At 59.0% G+C, this 24,293-nt stretch carries 22 protein-coding genes; 17 read left to right on the top strand and 5 right to left on the bottom strand.

Features of this window, described 5'->3' with window-relative positions:
* Positions 1-6: 6 nt before the first annotated feature.
* The 6 genes from ACFZPT_RS18265 to ACFZPT_RS18240 all read left to right on the top strand — a co-directional run bounded on the left by ACFZPT_RS18265 (position 7) and on the right by ACFZPT_RS18240 (position 8,997).
* Positions 7-1,899 carry a sigma-54-dependent Fis family transcriptional regulator gene (locus tag ACFZPT_RS18265; RefSeq protein ID WP_034115220.1) on the top strand — a complete coding sequence of 631 codons (1,893 nt, stop codon included), beginning with the start codon at positions 7-9 and terminating at the stop codon, positions 1,897-1,899.
* Positions 1,900-2,054: 155 nt separating this feature from the next.
* Positions 2,055-5,279: a hypothetical protein gene (locus ACFZPT_RS18260; protein ID WP_143506528.1), complete on the top strand. Its 3,225-nt coding sequence runs from the start codon at positions 2,055-2,057 to the stop codon at positions 5,277-5,279.
* A gap of 181 nt (positions 5,280-5,460) precedes the next feature.
* Entirely contained in the window at positions 5,461-6,456 is a 996-nt protein-coding gene (locus tag ACFZPT_RS18255; RefSeq protein WP_379555490.1) for a hypothetical protein, read from the top strand.
* Positions 6,457-6,744: 288 nt separating this feature from the next.
* Positions 6,745-8,094: a UDP-N-acetylmuramate:L-alanyl-gamma-D-glutamyl-meso-diaminopimelate ligase gene (gene mpl, locus ACFZPT_RS18250; protein WP_034115217.1), complete on the top strand. Its 1,350-nt coding sequence runs from the start codon at positions 6,745-6,747 to the stop codon at positions 8,092-8,094.
* Positions 8,091-8,720 (top strand): flavin prenyltransferase UbiX, encoded by a 630-nt coding sequence (gene ubiX, locus ACFZPT_RS18245; protein WP_034100928.1) that lies wholly within the window; start codon positions 8,091-8,093, stop codon positions 8,718-8,720. The genes mpl and ubiX overlap by 4 nt, the downstream gene beginning before the upstream one ends.
* Complete coding sequence (locus ACFZPT_RS18240) at positions 8,713-8,997, top strand: YceK/YidQ family lipoprotein (RefSeq protein WP_034100927.1); 285 nt, start codon at positions 8,713-8,715, stop codon at positions 8,995-8,997. Before ubiX ends, ACFZPT_RS18240 begins: the two co-directional genes overlap by 8 nt.
* A gap of 62 nt (positions 8,998-9,059) precedes the next feature.
* On the opposite strand, the gene ACFZPT_RS18235 is transcribed toward ACFZPT_RS18240, so the two are convergent.
* The 3 genes from ACFZPT_RS18235 to ACFZPT_RS18225 form a co-directional block, all read right to left on the bottom strand.
* Positions 9,060-9,701, bottom strand: coding sequence for an oxidoreductase (locus ACFZPT_RS18235; protein ID WP_034115216.1), 642 nt, complete (start codon positions 9,699-9,701; stop codon positions 9,060-9,062).
* A gap of 29 nt (positions 9,702-9,730) precedes the next feature.
* On the bottom strand, positions 9,731-11,449 hold the full coding sequence (locus ACFZPT_RS18230) for a C13 family peptidase (protein ID WP_034115215.1): 1,719 nt from the start codon (positions 11,447-11,449) through the stop codon (positions 9,731-9,733).
* A gap of 105 nt (positions 11,450-11,554) precedes the next feature.
* Positions 11,555-12,010 (bottom strand): MaoC family dehydratase, encoded by a 456-nt coding sequence (locus ACFZPT_RS18225; protein WP_099313206.1) that lies wholly within the window; start codon positions 12,008-12,010, stop codon positions 11,555-11,557.
* Positions 12,011-12,212: 202 nt separating this feature from the next.
* Here ACFZPT_RS18225 and ACFZPT_RS18220 point away from each other — a divergent pair, with 202 nt between their 5' ends.
* From ACFZPT_RS18220 to ACFZPT_RS18210, 3 genes are read left to right on the top strand one after another with little or no spacing between them, the layout of a single operon-like run.
* Complete coding sequence (locus ACFZPT_RS18220) at positions 12,213-12,575, top strand: CidA/LrgA family protein (protein WP_034100923.1); 363 nt, start codon at positions 12,213-12,215, stop codon at positions 12,573-12,575.
* Entirely contained in the window at positions 12,572-13,288 is a 717-nt protein-coding gene (locus ACFZPT_RS18215; RefSeq protein WP_034115213.1) for an LrgB family protein, read from the top strand. The genes ACFZPT_RS18220 and ACFZPT_RS18215 overlap by 4 nt, the downstream gene beginning before the upstream one ends.
* Before the next feature lie 21 nt (positions 13,289-13,309).
* Positions 13,310-13,900: an LON peptidase substrate-binding domain-containing protein gene (locus tag ACFZPT_RS18210; protein WP_034100921.1), complete on the top strand. Its 591-nt coding sequence runs from the start codon at positions 13,310-13,312 to the stop codon at positions 13,898-13,900.
* On the opposite strand, the gene ACFZPT_RS18205 is transcribed toward ACFZPT_RS18210, so the two are convergent.
* Positions 13,897-15,213 (bottom strand): bifunctional DedA family/phosphatase PAP2 family protein, encoded by a 1,317-nt coding sequence (locus tag ACFZPT_RS18205; RefSeq protein WP_034100920.1) that lies wholly within the window; start codon positions 15,211-15,213, stop codon positions 13,897-13,899. The two genes, ACFZPT_RS18210 and ACFZPT_RS18205, sit on opposite strands and share 4 nt — an antisense overlap.
* 30 nt (positions 15,214-15,243) lie before the next feature.
* Positions 15,244-15,927, bottom strand: a complete 684-nt coding sequence (locus tag ACFZPT_RS18200; RefSeq protein WP_034115212.1) for a DNA-3-methyladenine glycosylase — start codon at positions 15,925-15,927, stop codon at positions 15,244-15,246.
* Positions 15,928-16,101: 174 nt separating this feature from the next.
* Between ACFZPT_RS18200 and ACFZPT_RS18195 the strand changes: the two genes are divergently transcribed.
* The 8 genes from ACFZPT_RS18195 to ACFZPT_RS18160 all read left to right on the top strand — a co-directional run bounded on the left by ACFZPT_RS18195 (position 16,102) and on the right by ACFZPT_RS18160 (position 24,127).
* A complete protein-coding gene (locus tag ACFZPT_RS18195) occupies positions 16,102-17,367 on the top strand; it encodes a glutamate-5-semialdehyde dehydrogenase (RefSeq protein ID WP_034115211.1) in 1,266 nt (421 codons plus the stop codon).
* Positions 17,367-18,011, top strand: coding sequence for a nicotinate-nucleotide adenylyltransferase (nadD, locus tag ACFZPT_RS18190; protein ID WP_034115210.1), 645 nt, complete (start codon positions 17,367-17,369; stop codon positions 18,009-18,011). Before ACFZPT_RS18195 ends, nadD begins: the two co-directional genes overlap by 1 nt.
* 69 nt (positions 18,012-18,080) lie before the next feature.
* The gene (gene rsfS, locus ACFZPT_RS18185) at positions 18,081-18,575 is read left to right on the top strand and encodes a ribosome silencing factor (RefSeq protein WP_034100916.1); all 495 of its coding nucleotides are present in this window, start codon (positions 18,081-18,083) and stop codon (positions 18,573-18,575) included.
* A 9-nt stretch (positions 18,576-18,584) separates the two neighbouring features.
* Positions 18,585-19,052, top strand: coding sequence for a 23S rRNA (pseudouridine(1915)-N(3))-methyltransferase RlmH (gene rlmH / locus ACFZPT_RS18180; protein ID WP_003176297.1), 468 nt, complete (start codon positions 18,585-18,587; stop codon positions 19,050-19,052).
* A gap of 15 nt (positions 19,053-19,067) precedes the next feature.
* Complete coding sequence (gene mrdA, locus ACFZPT_RS18175; RefSeq protein WP_034115209.1) at positions 19,068-20,966, top strand: penicillin-binding protein 2; 1,899 nt, start codon at positions 19,068-19,070, stop codon at positions 20,964-20,966.
* A gap of 31 nt (positions 20,967-20,997) precedes the next feature.
* Positions 20,998-22,101, top strand: a complete 1,104-nt coding sequence (gene rodA, locus ACFZPT_RS18170; RefSeq protein ID WP_015886065.1) for a rod shape-determining protein RodA — start codon at positions 20,998-21,000, stop codon at positions 22,099-22,101.
* 17 nt (positions 22,102-22,118) lie between these two features.
* A complete protein-coding gene (gene mltB / locus ACFZPT_RS18165; RefSeq protein ID WP_034100913.1) occupies positions 22,119-23,129 on the top strand; it encodes a lytic murein transglycosylase B in 1,011 nt (336 codons plus the stop codon).
* The gene (locus tag ACFZPT_RS18160) at positions 23,129-24,127 is read left to right on the top strand and encodes a septal ring lytic transglycosylase RlpA family protein (protein ID WP_034115208.1); all 999 of its coding nucleotides are present in this window, start codon (positions 23,129-23,131) and stop codon (positions 24,125-24,127) included. The genes mltB and ACFZPT_RS18160 overlap by 1 nt, the downstream gene beginning before the upstream one ends.
* The last annotated feature ends 166 nt before the right edge of the window (positions 24,128-24,293 follow it).

The raw sequence follows: 24,293 nt of genomic DNA, 5'->3' as shown, positions 1-24,293 counted from the left end.
AAGAACATGCACAACGATCATTTCAGTCGCCATGCCCAGCAAGTCCTGACAGTGGCGCGTGGCCGCGACCCATCGAGCGATCCGTCCATCGCGCGTTCCTGGCTGCGGTGCCTGGAGGATTACCACCTCGACCCTGCGCAAACCATCGCTCCCACCGTGCTCGAACACGGCCGCCTGCTCGAAAGCCGTGAGCGTCTGCAGCAAGTACTGCAAATCGCCGGCAGCGAGATGAACAGCCTGCATCAACAACTCTCAGGTGCCGGCCACGCGGTGCTGCTGACCGATGCGCGCGGAGTGATCCTCAACTGTGTCACCGCGCCCTCCGAGCGTAGGGTTTTCGAGCGCGCCGGGTTGTGGCTCGGTGCCGATTGGAGTGAGGCCAGCGAAGGCACCAATGGCATCGGCACCTGCCTGGTTGAACGTCAACCCTTGACGATTCATCGCGATGAGCATTTTCGCGGCCGGCACACCGGGCTGACCTGTTCGGCTAGCCCGGTATTCGACCCCCATGGCGAGCTGCTTGCCGTGTTGGATGTGTCATCGGCTCGTGAGGCGGTGTCGCGCCAGAGCCAGTTCCACACCATGGCGCTGGTGAACCTGTCGGCCAAGATGATCGAAAGCTGTTACTTCCTGCGTCACTTTGAACAGCACTGGCTGTTGCGCTTTCACCTGCAGGCCGAGTCGGTGGGGCTGTTCAGCGAAGGGTTGCTGGCGTTCGATGGCGAGGGGCGCATCTGTGCGGTCAATCAAAGTGCGCTGAACCTGTTGGGGCAGGTGCGTGGCGGCTTGCTGGGCCGTTCGGTGGAGGCAGTGTTCGATTGCGCTTTGGACCAGTTGCTCGGTCGCGCCAGTGCCAACGCCACAGCCAGCTGGCCATTGCGTAGCTGCGATGGTCGGCAGTTATACGCTGCATTGCGCGGCCAGGCCCGCAGCTTGCCGACGCCACCAGCAAAAGTTGTGGCGCCGCATTCAGGTGTATGCCTGGTCGACCCGGCCCTTCAAACTGATTTCCGTAGAGCGCTGCGCATCTTTGAACGCGACGTGCCGTTATTGATTAATGGCGAAACGGGTTGCGGTAAAGAAGCTTTCGCCAAAGCAGTGCACCAGGCCAGCGCGCGTGCCGATAAGGCTTTTGTCGCTCTCAACTGCGCTGCCATCCCCGAAAACCTGATCGAAAGTGAGCTGTTCGGTTATCGCGGCGGCAGCTTTACCGGCGCGTTGAGAGAAGGCATGCGCGGCAAATTACTACAGGCCGACGGCGGCACGCTGTTTCTCGATGAGATTGGAGACATGCCTCTTGCGTTGCAAACCCGTCTTTTAAGGGTGCTGGACGATCGCGTGGTGGTACCCATCGGCGGTGCCCCGCAGGCAGTGAACGTCAGAATCATCAGCGCCACCCATCGCAACCTGTCAGAACGTGTGGCCAACGATAGCTTCCGCGAAGATCTTTACTATCGTCTCAACGGCGTTGAAATTACCCTGCCACCCTTACGTGAACGTAGCGACAAAGCGCAATTGCTGGCGTTTTTGCTTGCGAATGAAGCGCCAGGACAGGTTGTGGCGCTTGAGGAAAAGGCGCATCACGCTTTGCTCGACTACGCCTGGCCTGGCAACGTTCGGCAATTGCGCAACGTCCTTCGCACGTTGGTGGCCTTGTGCGAGAACGGGCAAATCAGGTTCGAAGATTTGCCGCATTTCATTCGTCAGGCGAGAGCGGGCGCGGCTGTCGGGCCGCGTCAGGAGCGCGCGCTGGACAATGCAGAGCGTGGGGTGTTGCTCAACGCCTTGGAGCAGCACCGTTGGCATATGTCCCACACGGCAGAAAGTTTGGGAATAAGCCGCAATACGCTTTATCGGAAGTTGCGAAAGTACGGAATCGAACGTTGTTTGCAAATGTAACGTGCATGATTAACGGGGTGCGTAAGGTGAAGGCAATATTCAGGCTTGAAGCGTTTTGATAAGGTTTTTCGAATTTTATTTGTATTATTTATATGGGGTTTCGCCACTCAGGGTACGAGCAGCTATTAATCTGAAATCGTCCTTTGGTGTGGAAAATGAAAACTTTAGAAAGTACCAGGCCAACGTCAAACTTTGCGAGTGACTCGGCTGGGCAATATCCTTCTATTACTACCAAGTCGAGCAGCACTGGTGCAGTTGTTGGCAACACAACTTCCGCGCAAGTGCCTGACACTCCTGAAACGCGTGCAAAGGCTGACGCTCAGTTGGGCAAACCCTACGCGATCGCATTAGCGACGCGCTCCTATCAAACCTCGATAGCGCAGTCTGATATTCAAGTTGCCCCAGAGTCGACACTTGGACGTTGGCGCACCTTATTGGACAGTGCATATAAAAGTCCTGGATTTTTAGCGTGGGCGAAAGAGCAGGGGCTTGATCTCAAAAGTGTCAAGCTGGATCCGTACCTCGGGGAGTTGACGGGGATAGTCAATGGCAAGATGAAGACGTTCTCCCTTAAAGACGATTCGGGTTGGGCAGATATTTCTCGAGTGCTGTTGTCGATTGCAAGGGTAATCGCTCCAATGCCCGGACAGGCGTTCAATTATCCATGGCCGGAAGGTAAGGTGCCGTCATACACAGTGGGGCGATTCTATGGAGAACCTATCGACCTCTCTCCTTCGCAAGCCGCCGCGCACCGGGAGAAATTGAAAGCAGGGGCCACGTTTGAGTTTGCACCTTTGCAGCATGCATCGCAGCGCTCTATAGAGGCTTTAGCGCAGCAGAATGAGGCGCTGGGTAATGACGCTAACCGTCATGCGCTTCTTGAGGCGCTGAGATCGCTGAAAGGCGATGCCGACGGGAAGATCGATCTGAATAACGCCAGGGTACCGATTGACCGACGGTCAAGTTTGTATCTCACCGAACAGCGTCAGGAAATGAGTCTTGCGCAATTACTTGAAAAGCAGGGGCATAAACTTCCCGGCGACAGTACGCAAGCGCATGCGTTGGCTGATGCACTGTCCTTTGACCTTGTCCATCGGTCGCCTGGAACTGACGCCGGGGGAGTGAGGCATATTGTCGGGCAACTGAACAAAACCTTAGTACGCAAGATGAAGGCGGTGGTGGGTGATTGGAAGCTCAAGCATGCAAACCAAGCACTAGAACCTCAAGCAGGGGCCGGGGCAGGTAGTTTGTTGCATAGTCTGATCACCGGGCTGTCTCCGGCTGCAAAGAAGGATATTGCGCACAATCCATCATCGGCACTGGACCAGCTCATTCGGTCGCCCGAGGCGCAGGCATTGGGTAAAGCCATACAAGAGAAACTCAGATTAGCCGAATCGCCGACCGCTGCAATCGAGGCGTTAACTGCGGCGCTCGTGCAAGAGCTTGATCCTAATTCTGGAAGGTCCCGTTTCAACTTGGCAGGCTATAACCTCTATCAACTCGACAATGCAGGGGTTAGCGCTGCTGAAATCGTTAAACGTTTTACCGCTTACCTTGAAACCAAGGTGGGAGTTGCAGCAGCACCGCTTGCTGCGCGGCTATTACTCTCAGCCGTTGCTCCTGAATTTCTGGTGAAAGACATTCCTCCTGATCTTGCTAATAGCTCTCATACATGGACGACCTTCTCTACAGCGGTTGCATTGGTAGAGCAGGAAGCGCCTGGCGCATCGGCGAACATGACGTTCAGTCAGGTCATAAGGTACGCGGAGGCGCAGCTTGGAATTCTCGACGGTGACTTCGAGTTAGCAGCAGCATCAAAGGATGCAGTTACTGCGTGGGGCATTGTTAATCAGGTGATTAAAAGCAACCCCAACGGGCAGTACACGATCGAGGAGGTTGAAAAATCACAAGAGGTACTGGAAAAGCAGAAAAAGGAATTGAAGTGGGCAGGTGCTGAACTAATGAAGCCGGCTCCGACTCGACGGGATGTGGCGCTGGCGGAGTTCAAGCGGGTGTTCCCGGATGTCGATCCGACTAAGGCAAGCTTGCGCAGTATCAATGACAAGAACTATGTCGTCTCTCCCCTAGATGTCTACATGACGAAGTCCAGTCTTCCAGATTGGTTGGATTTCTGGGTGTCGAAAGATGAAAAGGAACTCCCTTGGAAATCAATAAAGTCGCGCTTTTCTGAGCTGGCAACCGATATTGATAAAAAGTTTTCTGACAGGTTTGGCGAGTACACAAAAAGTCAAACCGCAGCGAGGGCTGTTTTATTCAAATATCATCTTTCTTTGCTTCCTTTTGCTGTGCAAGAGCGTATAAAAAAATCAGATGTAACGTTCATGGGACTGTCTCGTCCATTCTTGGAGACAGAGTTAAAGAGTAATACTGGCCTGAGCCTGCACCCCGCTGAAGTGCTGCGAGAACCAACCCCGCGTGAACTCATGGCGTTAGAAGGGGGGCATGGTGTCCTTATGAAAGTTGAGGGGGCGGATGGCAAGGTCGAATATTACAGTTATTATCCCACTTCAGGAGAGTTCATTAAGGAACAGGGTGTACCGCAAGAACGAGTAGATTTTGATGATAGTAAATATTTTCCTTCGGGTACCAAGGCGCGTGTATCAGGCACGTATGACGTTTTCAAGAAATTTGGTGAGACCAATCATAAGCAGGATTTAACCGGTGTTAGCGAGGAAGAAAAAGTTCCTTATTTTTCTCGACGAAATGGCGCGCTGGCGTCAGTGGCGGGGAACTTTTTCACGAAAAATTTCGGTGAGTTAAAAGGGGCGGCTTACGGAGAAACAATAATTGAAAAAAATATTAAGGGTAACAAAGCTGTCAATGATTTTCTTCTTTCGCTTATTCCTTTTTATGACGGAATTGATGAGGCGATCAAAGGTCAGGTTGTAGGGGCGGTTACTAATATCGTTTTCGATATTTTAGGATTTCTTATTCCCGGGCTTGGCGCCGCGAAAAAAGCGGCGAAGGCCGGTAAGTCGTTAGGCAAGATACTCAAGCGTTCTATATTGGCTGGGGTTGGCGCTTCCGTAGGCGTTACCGATGCGATAGATCTCCCGAAAAACGTTTACCGAGGGCTTGGGGCACTTGGTAAGGATGCGAAGAAACTGTACAAGCATGCAGACGAGATACTGCCTCGATTAAAAGGGAATTATAGAACTTATGATGTGACAAGAGTTTATAAAGAAGGTGATGTCGTCAAGGGTTTCCATCAGGTGGAGTCTGATGGAGTGCGTATGCCGGTGATCGCTATATTTCGCAAGGGGGCGTGGTATGCATACAGTACCGTCAAGAATACACCGTTTGGTCCCCAGTTAGTGCAGTTTGGTGTTCTGAGCCAAACGATGCCTAGCCAGCAATGATTGCAATGGGATAAGTGGGGGAGGTTATCGGGTGAATATTAAATATTTCGGCTGGTGGGTGGCGGGATGGTTGTGTAGTTTTACTTGAAGTAGTGCGGAACTGTTTTAGCTCTTTGGGTTACTTAGTGATTGGGAGTAAGGGACGACTTCCTAATGTAAATCAATCATTAGGTAGAATATTATGATTTTTTTAAATTCGGTTGCGCGGCCTGTCGTTTTTGGAATTATTGGGGATATTGGTTCAATAATTCTCCCCCCCAAACCACCTAAACCACCTAAACCACCTAAACCACCTAAACCACCTAAAGTGGATGTGCCTGGGGGAGGGAAAGTGGATGGGCCTAAGCCAGGAGACGTTTCAACACCAAAGTCGGGAGACGGTGGCAAGACCGATTACGATCAAACTTACATTGATAAACAAGTGGGTAAATTTGAAGGGGAAGGACAGGTCCTTGGTCAGAAAGAACCTGGGTCTGCTCCCACTACAGAGACCACTCTTACTCCAGAACAGGTTGAATATAGAGACGCACAGCAGAAGAAGTGGCAAGCTGAACAAGACGCAAAAAAGCGGGATCAGTTATTTGCACAGCCGACCTCAGGTCACATAGACGGAAAGACGCCTGAACCATTTTCGCAGAGCGGCCTTGAAGAAAGCGTCGAGACGGTATTGAAGGCGGGGAAAGAAGGCCGAGCGCTACCACTTCAGATACGCAATATGGTCAAGACCGCATTGATTAATGCGCCGATCACCGCGCTCTTCGCGGCTCCCGCGACACTTGCCTCCAACGTCGCTTACGAGTATCTAAAACCCAAAATTAATCCACCGGCGACTCCGGCCACAGAGCAGCATGTTATGGAGTCGCAATTGGTCGAAAATGCTCAGAGGAACGTGTTTATGTTAATGAATACGTATGCTGCTCTTGGTTCACAAAAGGGCATTGAACCCAGTGTAGAGTGGTTGTCCAAGACAAATGATGAACGTATGGACTACCTTGATGAGATGCTTAATTTCCTTGAGGTGGAGTTTGCTAAATTAGCAGGAAAGGATGGCCCTGAATCTCAGCCTCCGAAACTAGGCGCACAAGCAGATGATATCAAGGGTCGGGCCATTGGTATGCAGACGAGAATCGCATACCTTAAAGGGCTGTTGGACGTTATAAAGTCCAAGCAACAGTGAATGCTGGCGATACGCATCGTGTAGTGGGCTGTTCCGAAGGAACTGTTCATAAGCAGTTGCTCGGTTAAACGGGGCAACTGCTTTCACTGTTGTTCAGCAATAGCACACCCTAAGTAGGGGCACTATAACTGTCCTCACCTAGGGTGTGTTTTTTCAGCAGTTACCTGTATTCGCCGAGGCGCACACGCTAGGTGCAGGCCCCCGCTACTGCGCTGGGCGTCTGCTGTATAAAAGGTGCGATTTCCCGCCCCCTGCGCTAACCTGCCTCGATGTTTTACGAGGTCAACTATGCACATTCATATTCTCGGTATTTGCGGCACGTTCATGGGCTCGATGGCGGTTCTGGCCAAAGAGCTGGGCCATCATGTCACCGGCTCCGATGCCAATGTTTACCCACCCATGAGCACGCAACTGGAAGCTCAGGGCATTGAGTTGACCCAAGGCTACGACCCGGCGCAATTCGATCCGGTCCCGGACCTGGTCGTGATCGGCAACGCCATGTCCCGTGGCAACCCGGCGGTCGAGTACGTGCTCAATAAAGGCTTACCTTATGTGTCCGGCCCGCAGTGGCTGGCGGATCATGTGTTGCAAGGTCGCTGGGTATTGGCTGTTGCGGGCACCCACGGCAAGACCACCACCAGCAGCATGCTGGCCTGGGTGTTGGAGCATGCGGGCATGAGCCCGGGCTTCCTGATCGGCGGCGTGCCGCAGAACTTCTCGGTATCGGCGCGTCTGGGCGAGACCCCGTTTTTCGTGATCGAGGCGGATGAATACGACAGCGCTTTCTTCGACAAGCGTTCCAAGTTCGTGCACTACCGCCCGCGCACAGCGATATTGAACAATTTGGAATTCGATCACGCGGATATCTTCCCTGATCTGGCGGCGATCGAACGGCAGTTCCACCATTTGGTGCGCACCATTCCGAGCGAGGGCCTGGTGATCCACCCGACCACCGAACCGGCCCTGCAGCGAGTGATCGACATGGGCTGCTGGACCCCGGTGCAAACCACCGGTGTTGGCGGCCAGTGGCAGGTCAAGTTGCTCAGTGACGACGGCTCGCGATTTGAGGTGCTGTTCGAAGGCGAGGCCCAAGGTGTTGTCGATTGGGACATGACCGGTCAGCACAACGTGGCCAACGCATTGGTGACCGTGGCGGCGGCGCGGCATGTGGGCGTGGTTCCGGCCATGGGCATTGTGGCGTTGAGCGCATTTAAAAGCGTGAAGCGCCGGATGGAAAAAGTCGCCGACGTGAATGGCATTACCATCTACGACGACTTTGCCCACCACCCGACGGCCATTGCCACCACCCTCGACGGCCTGCGCAAACAGGTCGGTGATGCGCCGATCATCGCGATTGTCGAACCGCGCTCCAATTCCATGAAGCTCGGCGCCCACCGCGACGGCTTGCCGGAAAGCGTCAATGATGCCGACCAGGCCGTGTGGTACGCCCCGGCCAACCTCGGCTGGGACCTGCCGGCCATTGCCGCGCAGTGCACAGTGCCTTCGCAAGTGTGCGACTCCATCGAAGGCATCATTGCGTTCGTCAAACAAAAAGCCACGCCGGGCACCCATGTAGTGGTCATGAGCAACGGTGGTTTCGGCGGCCTGCATGGCAAACTGGCCGAGGCCCTGAAATGAGCGGGCCGGAACGCGTCACCCTGGCGATGACCGGCGCATCCGGCGCCCCCTATGGCTTGCGCTTGCTCGATTGCCTGGTGCGCGAGGACCGGGAGGTGCACTTCTTGATTTCCAAAGCCGCGCAATTGGTGCTGGCCACCGAGACCGATGTGGCGCTGCCCGCCAAGGTGCAATCGATGCAAGCCTTTCTCACCGAGTACACCGGTGCGGCGGCGGGGCAGATCAAGGTCTACGGCAAGGAAGATTGGATGTCGCCGGTGGCCTCGGGCTCCGGAGCCCCGGCGGCGATGGTGGTGGTGCCGTGTTCTACCGGGACCTTGTCGGCGATTGCCACAGGCGCCTGCAACAATTTGATCGAGCGCGCGGCGGACGTGACCTTGAAGGAGCGGCGCCAACTGATCCTGGTGCCGCGCGAGGCGCCGTATTCGAGCATTCACCTGGAACACATGCTCAAGCTATCGAATATGGGCGTGACGATTTTGCCGGCGTCGCCAGGCTTCTATCACCAGCCGCAAACCATCGATGATCTGGTGGATTTTGTAGTGGCGCGCATTCTCAATCTGTTGAATATCCCCCAAGACATGCTGCCGCGGTGGGGCGAGCACCATTTGAGCAGCGATGAATAAGGCGCTGCTGGTGCTGCTGGCGTTGCACCTGACCGGCTGCGCCACGGCGCGCACGTTGGACGCAGCCAAGCCGAACGCGCCGGTGGTGTATGCCGGCACGCGTTTGGATTTATATGCGATGAATGGCGGCTGCTGCGCCAAGGACCGGTTTGGGGCCGAGGCGCCGAGCTATCCCGGCGTCGACCTGCCGGCCAGTGCGTTGCTCGACACCTTGCTGTTGCCACTGTCGGTGTTGACGGTGCTGGGGGTGGGGTTCAACGCCACGGGCGGGCTTTAACCTGGGTTTATAGCTCAGTTGTTCTTCCGCCATCGGGGGCAAGCCCCCTCCCACATTTGGGTTTATTTACCGAGCTTGCGCAGTTCGTCCGACTCCACCACCCGCACCCCGTCTTGCTCTTCCAGTGCCAAGCGCCACATGGCGCGGGCCAGTTCGCACACTTCGATGCCGTGGTATTTACCCGGAATCAGACGCGACAGCGGGCCGGCCAGTTGTTCTGCCAGGCGCGGTTTGAGGCGTTCGCCCAGCAGCAACGACGGGCGCACGATGGTCAGTTGTGGCCAGTCCTGAGCTTTGAGCGCTTCTTCCATTTCCCCTTTCACGCGGTTGTAGAAGATCGAAGACTTCGGATCGGCGCCAATCGCGCTGATCACGATCAGGTGCCGCGCGCCCATTTCCCGGGCTCGCTTGGCGAAAGTCACCACCATGTCCAGGTCCACCGCGCGGAACGCTTCTTCGGAGCCTGCTTGCTTGATGGTGGTGCCCAGGCAGCAGAAAGCAATGTCTACCTGGCCGCTGAGCCGGGGCAGGAACACCGCTGGGTCGCCCACCGGGTTTTCCAGGCGCGGATGTTCGGCTAGCGGTTTGCGGCTGGGCGCGAGTACACGGGTGACGGTGGGTTCGTTGAGCAGGCGGTCGAGCAGGTGTTCGCCCGTTAGGCCGGAGGCTCCGGCAAGCAAAATATGCTGAGGCGTCAGGTACATGGTGTTTCCCCCTTGTTACACGGTTCAGCTTAGTTGCCTTTGGCTTCCTTGCTATTCATTGAGACGCTTTCGAGCGCCTTTCGTGCCTGCTGTTTACGTAATAGTTGCCAATGGGTGATCACGCCTTTGGGGGCCCATATCTGTGGCTCGGACGCTTCGAAGTTGTCCGCCTGCTCACGTTCGCTCACATGCCCTTGGGCCAGCTTGAAGGCCTGTTGCAAATCGTCGGTCTGGTTGAGCGCCTGGGCGAAGAGGGCGTCGCCGAAGTAGGTAAAGTCGGCTTCTTCGGAACAACCGAAGGACACGCGGTCGGCGCGCGACGCCGTCATGATCAGGGTGCGGTCGTCTTTCAGCGCGGGGATGAACCCGCCGGAGTAACAGGCGGAAATCACAATAATTTTGTCGCGGTTTTTCAGCGGCGCCATTACGGCCGCCAGTTCGTCGGCGGGCAGGTCGGCCAGCTCCATGCGCGGTTGGTCCAGTACCAGTTCATGTTCATGGGTGCCGTGGCTGGTCAGGTAGATGAACACCAGGTCTTCCGGCCCAGTGCGATCAGCCAAGGTTTGCACGGAGCGGCGCAGGCTCTCGCGGGTGGCCAGCGGGCGGTCTGCGATGTGGTCGCGGTGATTGACCAGGCGAATCTGCCCGCGTGCGCCAAAGCGGACCGCCAGCAGATTGCTGACGTAATCGGCTTCGCGCAGGAACACGCTCTGTTTGCCGTCACCGGCCAACACCAGGGTGTACAGCTCGACGGCGGGGGTGGAGGCCGGTACGGCCGCGAGAGCGGCATCGAGCAGATGGCCTTGGGCCAGAACGCCGATTTCTAACGGGTCGGGTAATAACTTGCCCTCCGCGTCGCGTACGCGCATGCCATTGACCCAGGTGCCGGCCTGTACGGTGCCGTCGGTGAGTACGAGGGTGCCACGGCCCTGGTAGTTATCGCTGTCGAAGCCACCGATATAGAAACTGCCGTCGGTGAGGTTCAAGCGGCCTTGTCCACTAAAGCGCCAGTCGGCGAACTCGCCGACATAGTGGCTGCCATCCGCGCCGATCAACTCGCCCTTACCGGTCAGCGCGCCTTCCTTGAACTGGCCGATCCATACGTCACCATCGGCGTTTTCGTAACGGCCCTTGCCGTTGAGCTGGTTCTGTTTGAATTGGCCGATGTAGATGTCGCCATCGGCGCTGTTGAAGGTGCCGTTGCCTTCCAGTTGGCCATCGACGAAGTGGCCGCTGAACTGGTTGCCGCTGTCGTCGTTGCGCTGGCCTTCGCCATTGGGTTTACCGTGGGCGAACTGGCCTTGATACTGGCTGCCGTCGGCCAGTTCCAGGCGACCGAGGCCGGAATATTGGTCGTCCTTGAACTCGCCACGGTAGGTCATCTGCCCTTCTTTGAGGGTGCCTTCGCCATGGCGACGACCGTTCTTGAACCCGCCCACATACTGGCTGCCAGCGGTGGTCAGGCTGCCTTGGCCGTCGAACAGGCCCTGCTTGAACTGCCCTTTATAGACCTCGCCGTTACTACCATGCCATTCACCCTGACCGTGCCACTGGCCCTTGTCGAACGTGCCGGCGTACCAACTGCCGTTGGGGTAATCCACGCGGCCCTGGCCTTGCAGCAAACCATTGACCACATCGCCCCGGTAACGGCCGCCATCGGGCAGGCGCGCATCCGGCGGCAACAGCGATTCGCCATCTCCGCAAGCGGTGAGCAACAGGACAAGTGCAAGAGGGGCGAGTGGGCGCATAGCGGGATCCGGATAATTGAGCGCCGAGTATGCCGCAGCTGCGAGTTTCATACATAAATTTACATACCCTGTGGTGAGTGTGCGTGCCTCACCACAGGCAAACCCTTATACGAAGCAGAGCGATAGGGACTCGGCAATGTAAGCGGGTTTTTCCTGGCCTTCGATCTCCAGGGTGGCGGTGGCCTTGAACAGCCATTGGCCGGGCTTTTTCTCGGTGACGTCAGTGAGCGTGACGTTCAGGCGTACCTTGGAATTGACTTTCACCGGCTGGATGAAGCGCACGCTGTCGAGGCCATAATTGATCGCCATTTTCAGGCCCTCAGGCACGATCAGGATGTCTTCCATCAACTTCGGCATCAGTGACAGCGATAGAAACCCATGGGCGATGGTGCTGCCGAACGGCGTCTGCGCGGCCTTGATCGGGTCAACGTGGATGAACTGATGATCGCCGGTGGCCTCCGCGAACAGGTTGATACGGGCCTGGTCGATGGTGAGCCATTCGGAACGTCCCAGTTCCTTGCCGACATAATCGTTGAGCTGCGCTACGGGTACATAGGGCATTGCGTCTCTCCTTGGTTCATCGGTTTTATCCCGGCACAGCCATGTATTTATCCAGTGGCGGCGGGGCTTTTATGGGTGACAGAGATCCACTGTAGATCATCATGGCCCATCAGCTCGGTCAACCCACCATGCTTATGGCGAATGCCTGGGCATAGCGCCAGCGTGCTTATAATGCGGACGGTTTTTAAAGGGGAGAGGACGGATGCTGTTACGTGGCCTGACGTGGCTGGTGCTGTTTCAACTGATCGGCACGGCGCTCAATCATTTGCTGTTGCCGGTTCTGCCGGGGCCCATCATTGGCCTGCTGCTGATGCTTGGCTTTCTGGTGTGGCGCGGCGAGGTGGGTGAGCCCTTGAGCCTGGCCGCCAGCAGCCTGTTGCGCTACCTGCCGTTGCTGCTGGTGCCGCCGGCAGTCGGGGTGATGGTGTATGCCAAGGCTATTGCTGCGGATTTCTGGGCTATTGTCGGCGCCCTCGTGTTGTCGCTGGTAATTGCCATGGCCGTGATCGGCGTGATGATGGAGCGTTTGGCCAAGCGGCATGCCAGTGAGGAGGAGGGCCAATGATCTTCGACTGGCACGGAGCCTGGACGGCAGTGATTCATCATCCCTTGTTCGGGATCGGTATCACCCTGGGCGCCTATCAACTGGTGCTGGCGGGCTTCGAGAAAACCCGCTGGATCTTCCTGCAACCGGTGTTGGTGTCGATGCTGCTGGTGATCGGTGTGTTGCTCAGCTGTGGCCTGAGCTACGCCGAGTACCGCAAGAGCACCGAGATCATGGGCATCCTCTTGGGCCCGGCGACGGTGGCCCTGGCAGTGCCGCTGTACCTGAATTTGCGGCGGATTCGCCAATTGTTCTGGCCGATTTTTACTACGCTGGTGATAGGTGGGGTCTTCGCCACCGGTCTGTGCGTGCTGCTGGGATGGTGGTTTGGCGCCGAACACATGGTGCTGATGACCATGGCGCCCAAGTCGGTGACGTCGCCGATCGCCATGCTGGTGGCCGAGCAGATCGGCGGCGTGGCGGCGCTGGCGGCGGTATTTGTGTTGATCACCGGCGTGGTCGGCGCGATGGTCGGCCCGGCGTTGTTGTCGCGTCTGGGCGTTCAAAGCGCCGAGGCGCGTGGCATGGCCCTGGGCATGACCGCCCATGCCGTCGGTACTTCGGTGGCCTTGCAGGAAAGCGAAGAGTGTGGCGCCTTCGCGGCGCTTGCCATGAGTTTGATGGGCGTGGCTACGGCGGTGTTCCTGCCGCTGGCCGTGTCGGTCATTGTTTAAACCGGGTTTAAGGAACGCTTTATGAATCTGGCGCTGTTTCCACTCAATACCGTGCTGTTTCCTGGCTGCACGCTCGACCTGCAGATCTTCGAGGCGCGCTACCTCGATATGATCGGGCGCTGTATGAAGAAGGGCGAAGGTTTCGGGGTGGTGTGCATCCTTGGAGAAGCCAGGGCCGACGATATGACGGACGCTTACGCGGTGGTCGGTTGTGAAGCGCTGATCCGCGACTTCAAACAGCAGGACAACGGCCTGCTGGGCATTCGGGTTGAGGGCGGGCGACGTTTTCATGTGTCTGACGTCACGGTGCAGAAAGACCAGTTGCTGGTGGGCGAGGTGCGCTGGCTGGATGAGCAACCGGACAGCGCCCTTGAAGAAGAGGACGAAGACCTGCTGGCCTTGCTTCAGGTCCTGGCCGAACACCCGATGGTCGCCTCATTGGACATGGACACCAACGCTCAGGGCCAACAAGCGTTGGCCAACCAGCTGGCGTATTTGCTGCCGTTCACCGATGACGACAAGATCAAGCTGCTGGAAATGGACAGTCCGCAACAGCGCTTGGATATGATCCAAGTCCTGCTCGACGAACTTCAGGGCGAGCTGTTCACTTAATAGGCGTAGCGCAACAGGGCATGGGATGTGCCCGCCAGCGCGATAAAACTCAGCACCGCCACCAGCGCCGGTAGTAGCAGCCACCAAGTTTTCCGTGGCATGGCGGGCAAGGGGCTTCGATATTCGCTAAGCCCCAGGCTGAACGCGCACACCGTCATTGCCAGCAACGTGCCGGCGAGGATGTCCGTGGGCCAATGGGCGCCGAGGTAGACCCGCGACAGTGCGATGAATGCCGCCGGAATACAGCCCAGCAGCATCCAGGTCAGGCGCAGCCGCGTGGGCTGGCCGCGACCGGCCAGGACCGCCAGCGCCAGGAAAAACGCGAACGCGCCGGACGCATGGCCGCTGGGCATACTGAAACTGGTCAACGGCTCCGTGAGGATTTCCGGACGGCCGCGAGCGAAAAACAGTTTGGTCCCGGTATTGATAAGCGCAGACCCCGCCAGCGTGGCACCGACAAACAGCGCATGACGCCATTGCCGCGCCAATACCAGCAAGCCGGTGAACACCGCACTGGCGAAAAACATCTTTTTGAATTCGCCCAGTTGAGTGATCCGCACCATTACTTCATCCAGCCAAGGGCTGCGATGCTCCTGCACCAGCGCACTCAGGCCATGGTCAAAATTGTCCAGCGAGTGATAGCCGATAAACAGCGCGATCAATAACGTCAGGCTGGCGCCGCCTATCCATAACGTGGCGCGACGATGCCCCCGCAGGCTGCTATTCAGGCTTAGCCCGATCACGACCGCAAGGCACCCTGCGACCACAGCCGCTTCCGGCCAGAACCCTTCCGGCAACGGCAAGCGGAACGCGGCGCCGGTCGCCCAACCCGGCAGCAAATAGGCCACCGACCAACCCGCCGCCGCCAGAATGCTCACCCCGGCGAAACGCGGGAACGGCATGTCGCACATGCCGGCCACCATCGGCAGCATGGGGCGTAGCGGGCCGATAAAACGGCCGACCAGCAGGCTGGCGATCCCGTATTTGTGAAAGTAGGTCTCGGCGCCGTTCATCCATTCGGGGTGATGACGTAAGCCGGGCAAACGCCGTATGTTCTGATGGAAATGTCGTCCCAGAAAGTAGGAAACCCCATCGCCGAGCAAGCCGCCGAGGAACCCCAGCAGCAGCGTCTCGCTCAAGGACAGCGCGCCGCTACCGGCCAAGGCGGCGATAGCGAACAGCAGCACCGTACCCGGTACGATCAAGCCGGCAATCGCCAGGCACTCCACGCACGCGACGATGAACACCGCCACGGCCAGCCATTGAGGGTTGATGCTCAGCCAGCCGGTAATGCTATCGAGCCATTGGCCCATACAATCCACTCCATCGGTGTTCTTGGGAATTCACAGCAAAAAATAGTCGCGGCCTTCGACCTGGCCTCGGCGCAACGGGTTCCGCGTGCAATAAGGCGCGTAGCCAGCATCGACGAAGCGGTACATCAGGTGTTCGTCACGCCCGCTGGGGATGCCCAGGCGGGTGGTCTGGATGATCTGCGTCGGGGTCTGGCCGACGTCTTCGACGTAAAGCAGTTCTTGGTCAAACCGTTTGGCGTCCCACATCGGCACCTTCAGCCCCAGCGCCTTGCACAACAGCGTCTGGCCCGCGCACAGCTTGTGCGAAGGGCGGGGCAGACCTTTGGCGTCCGGGTTGTTCAGCAGCATCTGCGCCAGGCTGGCTGGGCCGGTGATTTCGTCGACCCATGGATAGGCGGATTTGATCAGCACCGCATTGCCTGGGCCATGGGCGCTGAAATTCAGAGAATCGCCGCCACGGGCGTAATACATGTAGATGTGCCCCCCATCCAGAAACAAAGCCTTACGCTTTTCTGTGTAACCGAGAGACGCGTGGCTGCCCTTTTCGGCCGCGTAATAAGCTTCGGTTTCGATAATTCGCGCCGAAAGCCAGGTTTCGCCGACTCGGTGGCGAATGACTTTTCCGAGCAATTCACGCGCGAGCACTTGCGCATCGCGGTCGAAGAAGCTGTCGGGCAGGGCGCTGGCGGGGGTTGGAAGAGCGGAACTGGGCATGGCGTCGGCAGTTATTACGGCTAAATGTGACCGGATGATAACAACTCCCACCTTAATTACGGCTGAAGCTCATGTTTTTACAGTTCATTTCGACCATCCGCCCCTCACCGCTGTCAGTCGGGCGGCGTCACGGCTATAATCTGCCGCTTTCCTCTTTGCCAAGACTCCCCGACCATGACTGAGTCCGTTCTTGACTACATGACCCGCCTGGGTCGCGCTGCCCGCCAGGCGTCGCGGTTGATCGCCCGTGCGAGCACTGCGCAGAAAAATCGCGCCCTGCTGGCGGCCGCCGACGCTCTGGATGCCTCGCGCTCCGAGCTGACCGCCGCCAACGAACAGGATCTGGCCAACGGCCGTGCCAATGGCCTGGAGCCGGCCCTGCTGGACCGCCTGGCACTGACCCCGGCGCGTATCGACGACATGATCGAAGGCCTGCGTCAGGTAGCCAAGCTGCCTGACCCCATCGGTGAAATCCGCGATATGCGTTACCTGCCGTCCGGCATCCAGGTGGGCAAGATGCGCGTGCCCCTGGGCGTGATCGGCATCATCTACGAGTCGCGTCCTAACGTGACCATCGACGCCGCAAGCCTGTGCCTCAAATCCGGCAACGCCTCCATCCTGCGCGGCGGCTCCGAGGCTATCCATTCCAACCGTGCCATCGCCGCGTGCATCCAGCAGGGCCTGGCCGTGGCCGAGTTGCCGGCCGAAGTGGTGCAAGTGGTGGAAACCACCGACCGCGCCGCCGTTGGTGCGTTGATCACCATGCCGGAATTCGTCGACGTCATCGTGCCGCGCGGCGGCAAGAGCCTGATCGAACGCGTGAGCCGCGATGCCAAGGTGCCAGTGATCAAGCACCTGGACGGCGTGTGCCATGTGTACATCGACATTGCGGCCGATATCGACAAGGCGATCCGCATCGCCGACAACGCCAAGACCCATCGCTATGCGCCGTGCAACACCATGGAAACCCTGTTGGTGCACGCCGGCATAGCCGAGCGCGTATTGCCGCCGTTGGCCGCGATCTACCGCGACAAGGGCGTGGAACTGCGCGGTTGCGAGCGTACCCGCGCGTTGCTGGGCGCCGACGTGATCGAAGCCACCGAGCAGGACTGGTACACCGAATACACGGCGCCGATCCTATCGATCCGCATCGTTGACGACCTGGATCAGGCCATCGAGCACATCAACACCTACGGTTCCAAGCACACCGATGCGATCGTGTCCGAGCATTTCAGCGATGCCCGGCGCTTCCTCACCGAAGTGGACTCCGCTTCGGTGATGGTCAATGCCTCGACGCGCTTTGCCGACGGTTTCGAGTACGGCTTGGGCGCGGAGATCGGGATTTCCACCGATAAGCTCCACGCACGTGGCCCGGTGGGCCTGGAAGGCCTGACCAGCGAGAAGTACGTGGTGTTCGGCGACGGACACGTGCGCACTTGATGGCTAAGCGCATTGGGCTGCTCGGCGGTACCTTCGATCCTGTGCACATCGGCCATCTGCGCAGCGCTCTGGAAGTGGCGGACGCACTGGCGCTGGATGAACTGCGCCTGATCCCCAATTTCCGGCCGCCCCATCGCGACACGCCGCAAGTGTCGCCCCAGCAGCGTCTGGAAATGGTGCGCCTGGCGGTGGAAGGCATTGCACCGTTGGTGGTGGACGACCGCGAGCTCAAGCGCGATAAACCGTCCTACACTGTCGACACCCTGGAACTGATGCGCGCCGAACTGGCCGCGGACGACCAGTTGTTTCTGCTTTTGGGCTGGGACGCATTTTGCGGCCTGCCCTCTTGGCATCGCTGGGAGGATCTCCTCCAGCATTGCCACATCCTGGTTTTGCAACGCCCGGATGCCGACAGCGAACCGCCGGATGCCTTGCGCAACCTGCTGGCCGCGCGGTCGGTAAGTGACCCCTTGGCCCTGACCGGGCCGAACGGGAATATTGCATTCGTCTGGCAGACCCCGCTTGCGGTGTCCGCCACCCAGATCCGTCAACTGCTGGCCAGCGGTAAGTCGGTACGGTTCCTGGTGCCTGACGCGGTCCTGGCCTACATCGATGCGCACGGGCTTTACCGTGCGTCGAACTGAAAAGGCGTGCTTGAAGGTACGAACAGTCGTACAGCGAGCGCCCGAACATACGAGCAAAACGAGTTTTATATGACCAACAAAGACGTAAGCAAAGTTAAGCGCAAAGGCACGTTCAAAAGCGCCCCTCTGCCGGTAGAAGCCCACACCGGTCCGGAACTGGTCGGCGAAGAGCTGGTGAAAGTCGCCGTGGCGGCCCTGGAAGACGTGAAGGCCCAGGACATCCAGGTGCTGGACGTGCGCGACAAGCAGAGCATCACCGACTACATGATCATCGCCACCGGTACCTCCAACCGCCAGATCGGCGCGATGCTGGACAAAGTGCGCGAAGCCGTCAAAGCCCAGGGCGTCAAGCCGTTGGGTGAAGAAGGCAAGGGCGACAGTGATTGGGTGCTGCTGGACATGGACGACGTAATCGTCCACATGATGACTTCCAACGCTCGCCAGTTCTACGACCTGGAGCGTCTGTGGAAAGGCGCCGAGCAGAGCCGTGCCGCCGATGGCAAGCACCACAGCCCGGAAGTGGGCCACGCTCACTTCGACAAGCTCAACAAAGACCAGGAATAAGGAACGGCTGTGCGCCTGCGTCTGATTGCTGTCGGTTCACGCATGCCCAAGTGGGTGGAAGAAGGCTGGCACGAGTATGCCAAGCGTCTGCCCGCCGAGTTGTCGCTGGAACTGGTGGAAATACCGCTCAACACCCGGGGCAAGAATGCCGACGTGGCGCGCTTTATCCGTCAGGAAGGCGAAGCCATGCTGGCCAAGGTCGGCCCCAATGAGCGTATCGTCACCCTCGAAGTGCACGGCAAGCCCTGGAGCACCGAGCAGTTGGCGGTGGAGCTGGATCGCTGGCGCCTGGACTCGCGCACGGTCAACTTCATGGTCGGTGGCCCCGAAGGGCTGGCGCCGGAAGTCTGCGCGCGGGCGGACCAGCGCTGGTCGCTGTCGGCACTGACGTTGCCGCACCCGTTGGTAAGGATTCTGATCGGTGAACAGCTGTATCGCGCCTGGACAGTTCTGTCCGGGCACCCTTACCACAAATAGTCTGCGCCCCTCCCGATGACTCAGCCGATCCGCATCAAGGACCATGAGAAAGACGCACGTCTGGTACGTGCGCGCGTGGTGTTTGGCGCGATCATGGTGGTGGCGCTGATCGGGGTGTTGATTGCGCGCCTGTATTTCCTGCAGGTGATCCAGTACGACTATCACTCCACGCTGTCGGAAAACAACCGGGTGCATGTGCAGCCGATTCCGCCGACCCGTGGGCTGATTTTCGACCGCAATGGCGTTGTCGTGGCGGATAACCGGCCCAGCTTCAGCCTGAGCATGACCCGCGAACGTTCCGGCGATTGGCAGCAAGTGCTCGACGTGATCGTCGAAGTCCTGCAGCTGACGCCGGAAGACCGGGTGGTCTTCGAAAAACGCATGAGGCAGGGGCGCCGGCCATTCGAGCCGGTGCCGATTCTGTTCGAGCTGACCGAAGAGCAGATCGCGCGGATCGCGGTGAACCAGTTCCGTCTGCCGGGTGTGGAAGTGGTGGCGCAGTTGGTGCGGCACTACCCGCAAGGGCCGCACTTTGCTCACTCCGTCGGCTATATGGGGCGCATCAACGAGAAAGAACTGAAAACCCTCGATCCGGTGAATTACAGCGGCACCCATCATATCGGCAAGACCGGCATCGAGCGTTTCTACGAGCCCGAGCTGCATGGCCAGGTGGGTTACGAAGAAGTTGAAACCAACGCCCGCGGCCGTGTGCTGCGCGTGCTCAAGCGTACCGACCCGGTGCCGGGCAAGGACATCGTACTGAGCCTGGACATCAAGCTGCAGGAAGCGGCCGAGATGGCGTTGGGCGGCCGACGCGGCGCGGTGGTGGCGCTGGACCCGAAGACGGGCGAAGTGCTGGCCATGGTCAGTCAACCCAGCTTCGACCCGAACCTGTTCGTGACCGGTATCAGCTTCAAGGCGTACGCCGAGCTGCGTGATTCCATCGACCGGCCGTTGTTCAACCGTGTGCTGCGTGGCTTGTACCCACCGGGTTCGACCATCAAACCGGCGGTGGCGATTGCCGGCCTGGACGCTGGCGTGGTGACCGCTTCCAGCCGGGTGTACGACCCCGGTTACTACATGCTGCCCAATTACGATCACAAGTACCGTAACTGGAACCGTACCGGTGACGGTTATGTCGACCTGGACACCGCAATCATGCGCTCCAACGACACTTACTTTTATGACCTTGCCCACAAGCTGGGCATTGATCGTCTGTCTGCCTACATGGGCAAGTTCGGGCTCGGTCAGAAAGTTTCCCTGGACATGTTCGAAGAATCGCCAGGCTTGATGCCATCGCGGGAATGGAAGCGCGCGACCCGCCGCCAGGCGTGGTTCCCGGGGGAAACCCTGATCCTGGGGATCGGCCAGGGCTATATGCAGGCCACGCCGCTGCAACTGGCTCAGGCCACGGCGCTGGTGGCCAACAAGGGCGTGTGGAACCGTCCGCACCTGGCCAAGACCATCGAAGGCGAGAAGCCGGTGGATGACAACCCGATCCCGGACATTGTGCTGCGCGACCCGTCGGACTGGACCAAGGTCAACCACGGCATGCAGCAGGTGATGCACGGTGCGCGCGGCACAGCGCGCAAGGCGGCGATCGGTGCGCAATATCGCATCGCCGGCAAGAGTGGTACCGCCCAGGTGGTGGCGATCAAGCAAGGCGAGAAATACGACCGTTCCAAGGTTCAGGAACGTCACCGCGACCACGCCTTGTTTGTCGGTTTTGCGCCGGCGGACGACCCGAAAATCGTGGTGGCGGTGATGGTTGAGAACGGCGAGTCCGGCTCCGGCGTCGCCGCGCCCGTGGTGCGCCAGGTGATGGACGCCTGGCTTCTGGCCGAGGACGGCAGGCTCAAGCCTGAATATGGCGGCCCCCCTTCAAGCCCCGAGGTTACGGCCAGTGAAGAGTAATTTTGACCGCATCCTCTCCAGCGAGGATGTGATGCGTCGCCGTGCGACGTTGCTGCAACGCATGCACATCGACGGCCCGTTGCTGATCCTGTTGCTGACCCTCGCGGCCGGCAGTCTGTTTGTACTGTATTCGGCCAGTGGCAAGAACTGGGACCTGCTGATCAAGCAAGCGTCGTCGTTCGGCCTGGGCCTGTTGTCGATGGTGGTGATCGCTCAGCTGGAGCCGCGCTTCATGGCGCGCTGGGTGCCGCTGGGCTATGTGGCGGGGGTGTTGCTGTTGGTGGTGGTGGACGTGATGGGCCACAACGCCATGGGCGCGACGCGGTGGATCAACATCCCAGGGGTGATTCGCTTCCAGCCGTCGGAATTCATGAAGATCCTGATGCCGGCGACCATCGCCTGGTACCTGTCCAAGCGCACCCTGCCGCCGCAGCTCAAACACGTAGGCATCAGCCTGATCCTGATCGGCGTACCGTTTATCCTGATTGTGCGCCAGCCCGACCTCGGCACCTCGCTGCTGATCCTGGCCGGCGGCGCGTTCGTGCTGTTTATGGGCGGGTTGCGCTGGCGCTGGATCCTCAGCGTGCTGGCCGCTGCGGTGCCGGTGGCGGTGGCGATGTGGTTCTTCTTTATGCACGACTATCAAAAGCAACGGATCCTGACGTTCCTCGATCCGGAAAGCGATCCCTTGGGCACCGGCTGGAACATCATCCAGTCCAAGGCGGCAATCGGTTCGGGTGGGGTCTTCGGCAAAGGCTGGTTGCTGGGTACCCAGTCGCACTTGGACTTTCTGCCCGAGAGCCACACCGACTTCATCATCGCCGTATTGGGCGAAGAGTTCGGCCTGGTGGGGATCTGCGCGTTGCTGCTGATCTACCTGTTGTTGATCGGGCGTGGCCTGGTGATTACCGCGCAAGCGCAGACGCTGTTCGGCAAATTGCTTGCCGGCGCGCTGACCATGACGTTTTTTGTTTACGTTTTCGTCAACATCGGTATGGTCAGTGGCCTGTTACCGGTGGTTGGGGTGCCGTTGCCATTCATTAGCTACGGCGGAACTTCGCTGGTGACATTGCTGTCAGCGTTTGGGGTTTTGATGTCGATTCATACGCATCGCAAGTGGATCGCACAGGTTTGAATAAGGTGAAGATGTCAATGCAAGTAATGCGCGGCTGGGCGACTCGGCATGCGTCCTGGGTGGGCCTTATCGGGCTGCTGGGGGCAACGCAGGAGACCCTGGCCGGTGACTACGATGGTTCACCTCAGGTCGCCGAGTTTGTCGGTGAAATGACCCGCGACTACGGTTTCGCCGGTGAGCAGTTGATGGGCGTGTTCCGCGAGGCCCAGCGCAAGCAGGCGATCCTCGACGCCATTTCCCGCCCTGCTGAACGTGTGAAACAGTGGAAAGAATATCGCCCGATGTTCCTCACCGACGCCCGCGTGGCCCGCGGTGTGGACTTCTGGCGCGAGCACGAGGCCGCCCTGGCCCGCGCCGAACAGGAATACGGTGTGCCGGCCCAGGTGATTGTGTCGATCATCGGCATCGAAACCTTCTACGGGCGCAACACCGGCAGCTACCGGGTGATCGACGCGTTGTCGACCCTGGGCTTCGATTACCCGCCCCGTGCCGACTTCTTCCGCAAGGAACTGCGCGAATTCCTGCTGCTGGCCCGCGAAGAGCAGGTCGATCCACTGACCCTCAAGGGCTCCTACGCCGGAGCGATGGGCTTGCCGCAATTTATGCCGAGCAGCTTTCGCGCCTACGCGGTGGATTTCGACAATGACGGCCACATCAATATCTGGAGCAACCCCGACGATGCCATCGGCAGCGTGGCCAGCTACTTCAAGCGCCACGGCTGGGTTGCTGGCGAGCCGGTGGTGGTCCGCGCGGATGTCACCGGGGAGCGCGCCGACGAAGGCCTGACCCAGGGGATCGAGCCGGCCAAGACCGTCGGGGAGTTGCGGGCGCTGGGTTGGTCGAGTCAGAATGCGCCACACGACGACACGCCGGTAACGGCATTCCGCCTGGAAGGCGAAAATGGCCCTGAATACTGGATGGGCCTGAAGAATTTCTACGCAATCACGCGTTATAACCGCAGTGTGATGTACGCCATGGCCGTGCATCAGCTGTCAGACATGCTGGTCCAAGCACGGGGCAACAAGTAATGCGGGCATCGCCGTTCAATAAACCGCTCAAGCTGGTGGCGTTCACCGCGTTGTCCTTGCTGGTTGTCAGTTGTTCCACCAGCCGCGCGCCGACGCAGAAGTCCGGCGGCGCGGTGGTTCGGTCCCAACCGGGCCTGGACATCAACCGCGCACACAAAGACGGCGCGCCGTGGTGGGACGTGGATGTCTCGAAAATCCCGGACGCCACGCCGACCCTGCACACCGGCGCCTACAAGGCCAACCCGTACACCGTACTGGGCAAGACCTACTTTCCGCTGCAAGAGTCCAAGACCTACGTGCAGTCCGGCACAGCCTCCTGGTATGGCACCAAGTTCCATGGCCAGAACACCGCCAATGGCGAAGTGTATGACCTGTACGGCATGAGCGCGGCCCACAAGACCTTGCCGTTGCCCAGCTATGTACGCGTGACCAACCTGGACAACCACCGCACGGTGATCCTGCGGGTCAATGACCGTGGGCCGTTCTACTCGGACCGTATCATCGACTTGTCCTACGCCGCCGCCAAAAAGCTTGGCTACGCCGAAACCGGCACTGCGCGGGTCAAGGTCGAAGGCATCGATCCGGCGCAGTATTGGGCTCAGCGTGGCAAGCCGGCGCCGTTGATGCTCAACGAGCCGCAGACCCCGCAACCGCAGATCACCGCATCGGCCGGCAAGGTCGAACAGTGGACGCCGCCACCGCAACAGCACGCCCCAGACACCGTGGCCGTGCCCCAGGCCGCGCCGGGTGCTTCCGTGGCGGGCGGGCAGTACCTGCAGGTCGGCGCTTTCGCCAACCCGGATGCGGCGGAACTGTTAAGGTCCAAACTCAGCAGCATGGTCAATGCGCCGGTCTTCATCAGTTCCATCGTGCGCAACCAGCAAACCTTGCACCGCGTGCGGATGGGCCCGATTGGCTCGCCGAGCGAGGTGGCGCAAGTGCAGAACAGTGTGCGTCTGGCCAACCTGGGGCAACCCAGTGTGGTCACCGCCGAGTAAGCAGTAACGGATTGATAGTTCAGGCACGTACGCGGGCTTGAACTCTGGTTGTTGGCTCGTTTGAACAATAAAAACCCGGGAGCAAGGGGTGAGCGGGCAACCGAACACGCGACAGTCTGGTAGCGGGCTGTCTGAATAAGTTTTGCCCGCGAGGGCAAGTTTCCAT

It is taken from the genome of Pseudomonas sp. MD330_10 (assembly GCF_042610415.1).
Taxonomy (GTDB): Bacteria; Pseudomonadota; Gammaproteobacteria; order Pseudomonadales; family Pseudomonadaceae; genus Aquipseudomonas; species Aquipseudomonas rhodesiae.
This window is presented reverse-complemented; position numbering and strand designations above follow the sequence as displayed.

Coding starts and splice junctions, on each gene's coding strand:
- ACFZPT_RS18265 (WP_034115220.1), top strand. CDS start 7: ATGCACAACGATCATTTCAGTCGCCATGCCCAGCAAGTCCTGACAGTG.
- ACFZPT_RS18260 (WP_143506528.1), top strand. CDS start 2,055: ATGAAAACTTTAGAAAGTACCAGGCCAACGTCAAACTTTGCGAGTGAC.
- ACFZPT_RS18255 (WP_379555490.1), top strand. CDS start 5,461: ATGATTTTTTTAAATTCGGTTGCGCGGCCTGTCGTTTTTGGAATTATT.
- mpl (WP_034115217.1), top strand. CDS start 6,745: ATGCACATTCATATTCTCGGTATTTGCGGCACGTTCATGGGCTCGATG.
- ubiX (WP_034100928.1), top strand. CDS start 8,091: ATGAGCGGGCCGGAACGCGTCACCCTGGCGATGACCGGCGCATCCGGC.
- ACFZPT_RS18240 (WP_034100927.1), top strand. CDS start 8,713: ATGAATAAGGCGCTGCTGGTGCTGCTGGCGTTGCACCTGACCGGCTGC.
- ACFZPT_RS18235 (WP_034115216.1), bottom strand. CDS start 9,701: ATGTACCTGACGCCTCAGCATATTTTGCTTGCCGGAGCCTCCGGCCTA.
- ACFZPT_RS18230 (WP_034115215.1), bottom strand. CDS start 11,449: ATGCGCCCACTCGCCCCTCTTGCACTTGTCCTGTTGCTCACCGCTTGC.
- ACFZPT_RS18225 (WP_099313206.1), bottom strand. CDS start 12,010: ATGCCCTATGTACCCGTAGCGCAGCTCAACGATTATGTCGGCAAGGAA.
- ACFZPT_RS18220 (WP_034100923.1), top strand. CDS start 12,213: ATGCTGTTACGTGGCCTGACGTGGCTGGTGCTGTTTCAACTGATCGGC.
- ACFZPT_RS18215 (WP_034115213.1), top strand. CDS start 12,572: ATGATCTTCGACTGGCACGGAGCCTGGACGGCAGTGATTCATCATCCC.
- ACFZPT_RS18210 (WP_034100921.1), top strand. CDS start 13,310: ATGAATCTGGCGCTGTTTCCACTCAATACCGTGCTGTTTCCTGGCTGC.
- ACFZPT_RS18205 (WP_034100920.1), bottom strand. CDS start 15,213: ATGGGCCAATGGCTCGATAGCATTACCGGCTGGCTGAGCATCAACCCT.
- ACFZPT_RS18200 (WP_034115212.1), bottom strand. CDS start 15,927: ATGCCCAGTTCCGCTCTTCCAACCCCCGCCAGCGCCCTGCCCGACAGC.
- ACFZPT_RS18195 (WP_034115211.1), top strand. CDS start 16,102: ATGACTGAGTCCGTTCTTGACTACATGACCCGCCTGGGTCGCGCTGCC.
- nadD (WP_034115210.1), top strand. CDS start 17,367: ATGGCTAAGCGCATTGGGCTGCTCGGCGGTACCTTCGATCCTGTGCAC.
- rsfS (WP_034100916.1), top strand. CDS start 18,081: ATGACCAACAAAGACGTAAGCAAAGTTAAGCGCAAAGGCACGTTCAAA.
- mrdA (WP_034115209.1), top strand. CDS start 19,068: ATGACTCAGCCGATCCGCATCAAGGACCATGAGAAAGACGCACGTCTG.
- rodA (WP_015886065.1), top strand. CDS start 20,998: ATGCGTCGCCGTGCGACGTTGCTGCAACGCATGCACATCGACGGCCCG.
- mltB (WP_034100913.1), top strand. CDS start 22,119: ATGCAAGTAATGCGCGGCTGGGCGACTCGGCATGCGTCCTGGGTGGGC.
- ACFZPT_RS18160 (WP_034115208.1), top strand. CDS start 23,129: ATGCGGGCATCGCCGTTCAATAAACCGCTCAAGCTGGTGGCGTTCACC.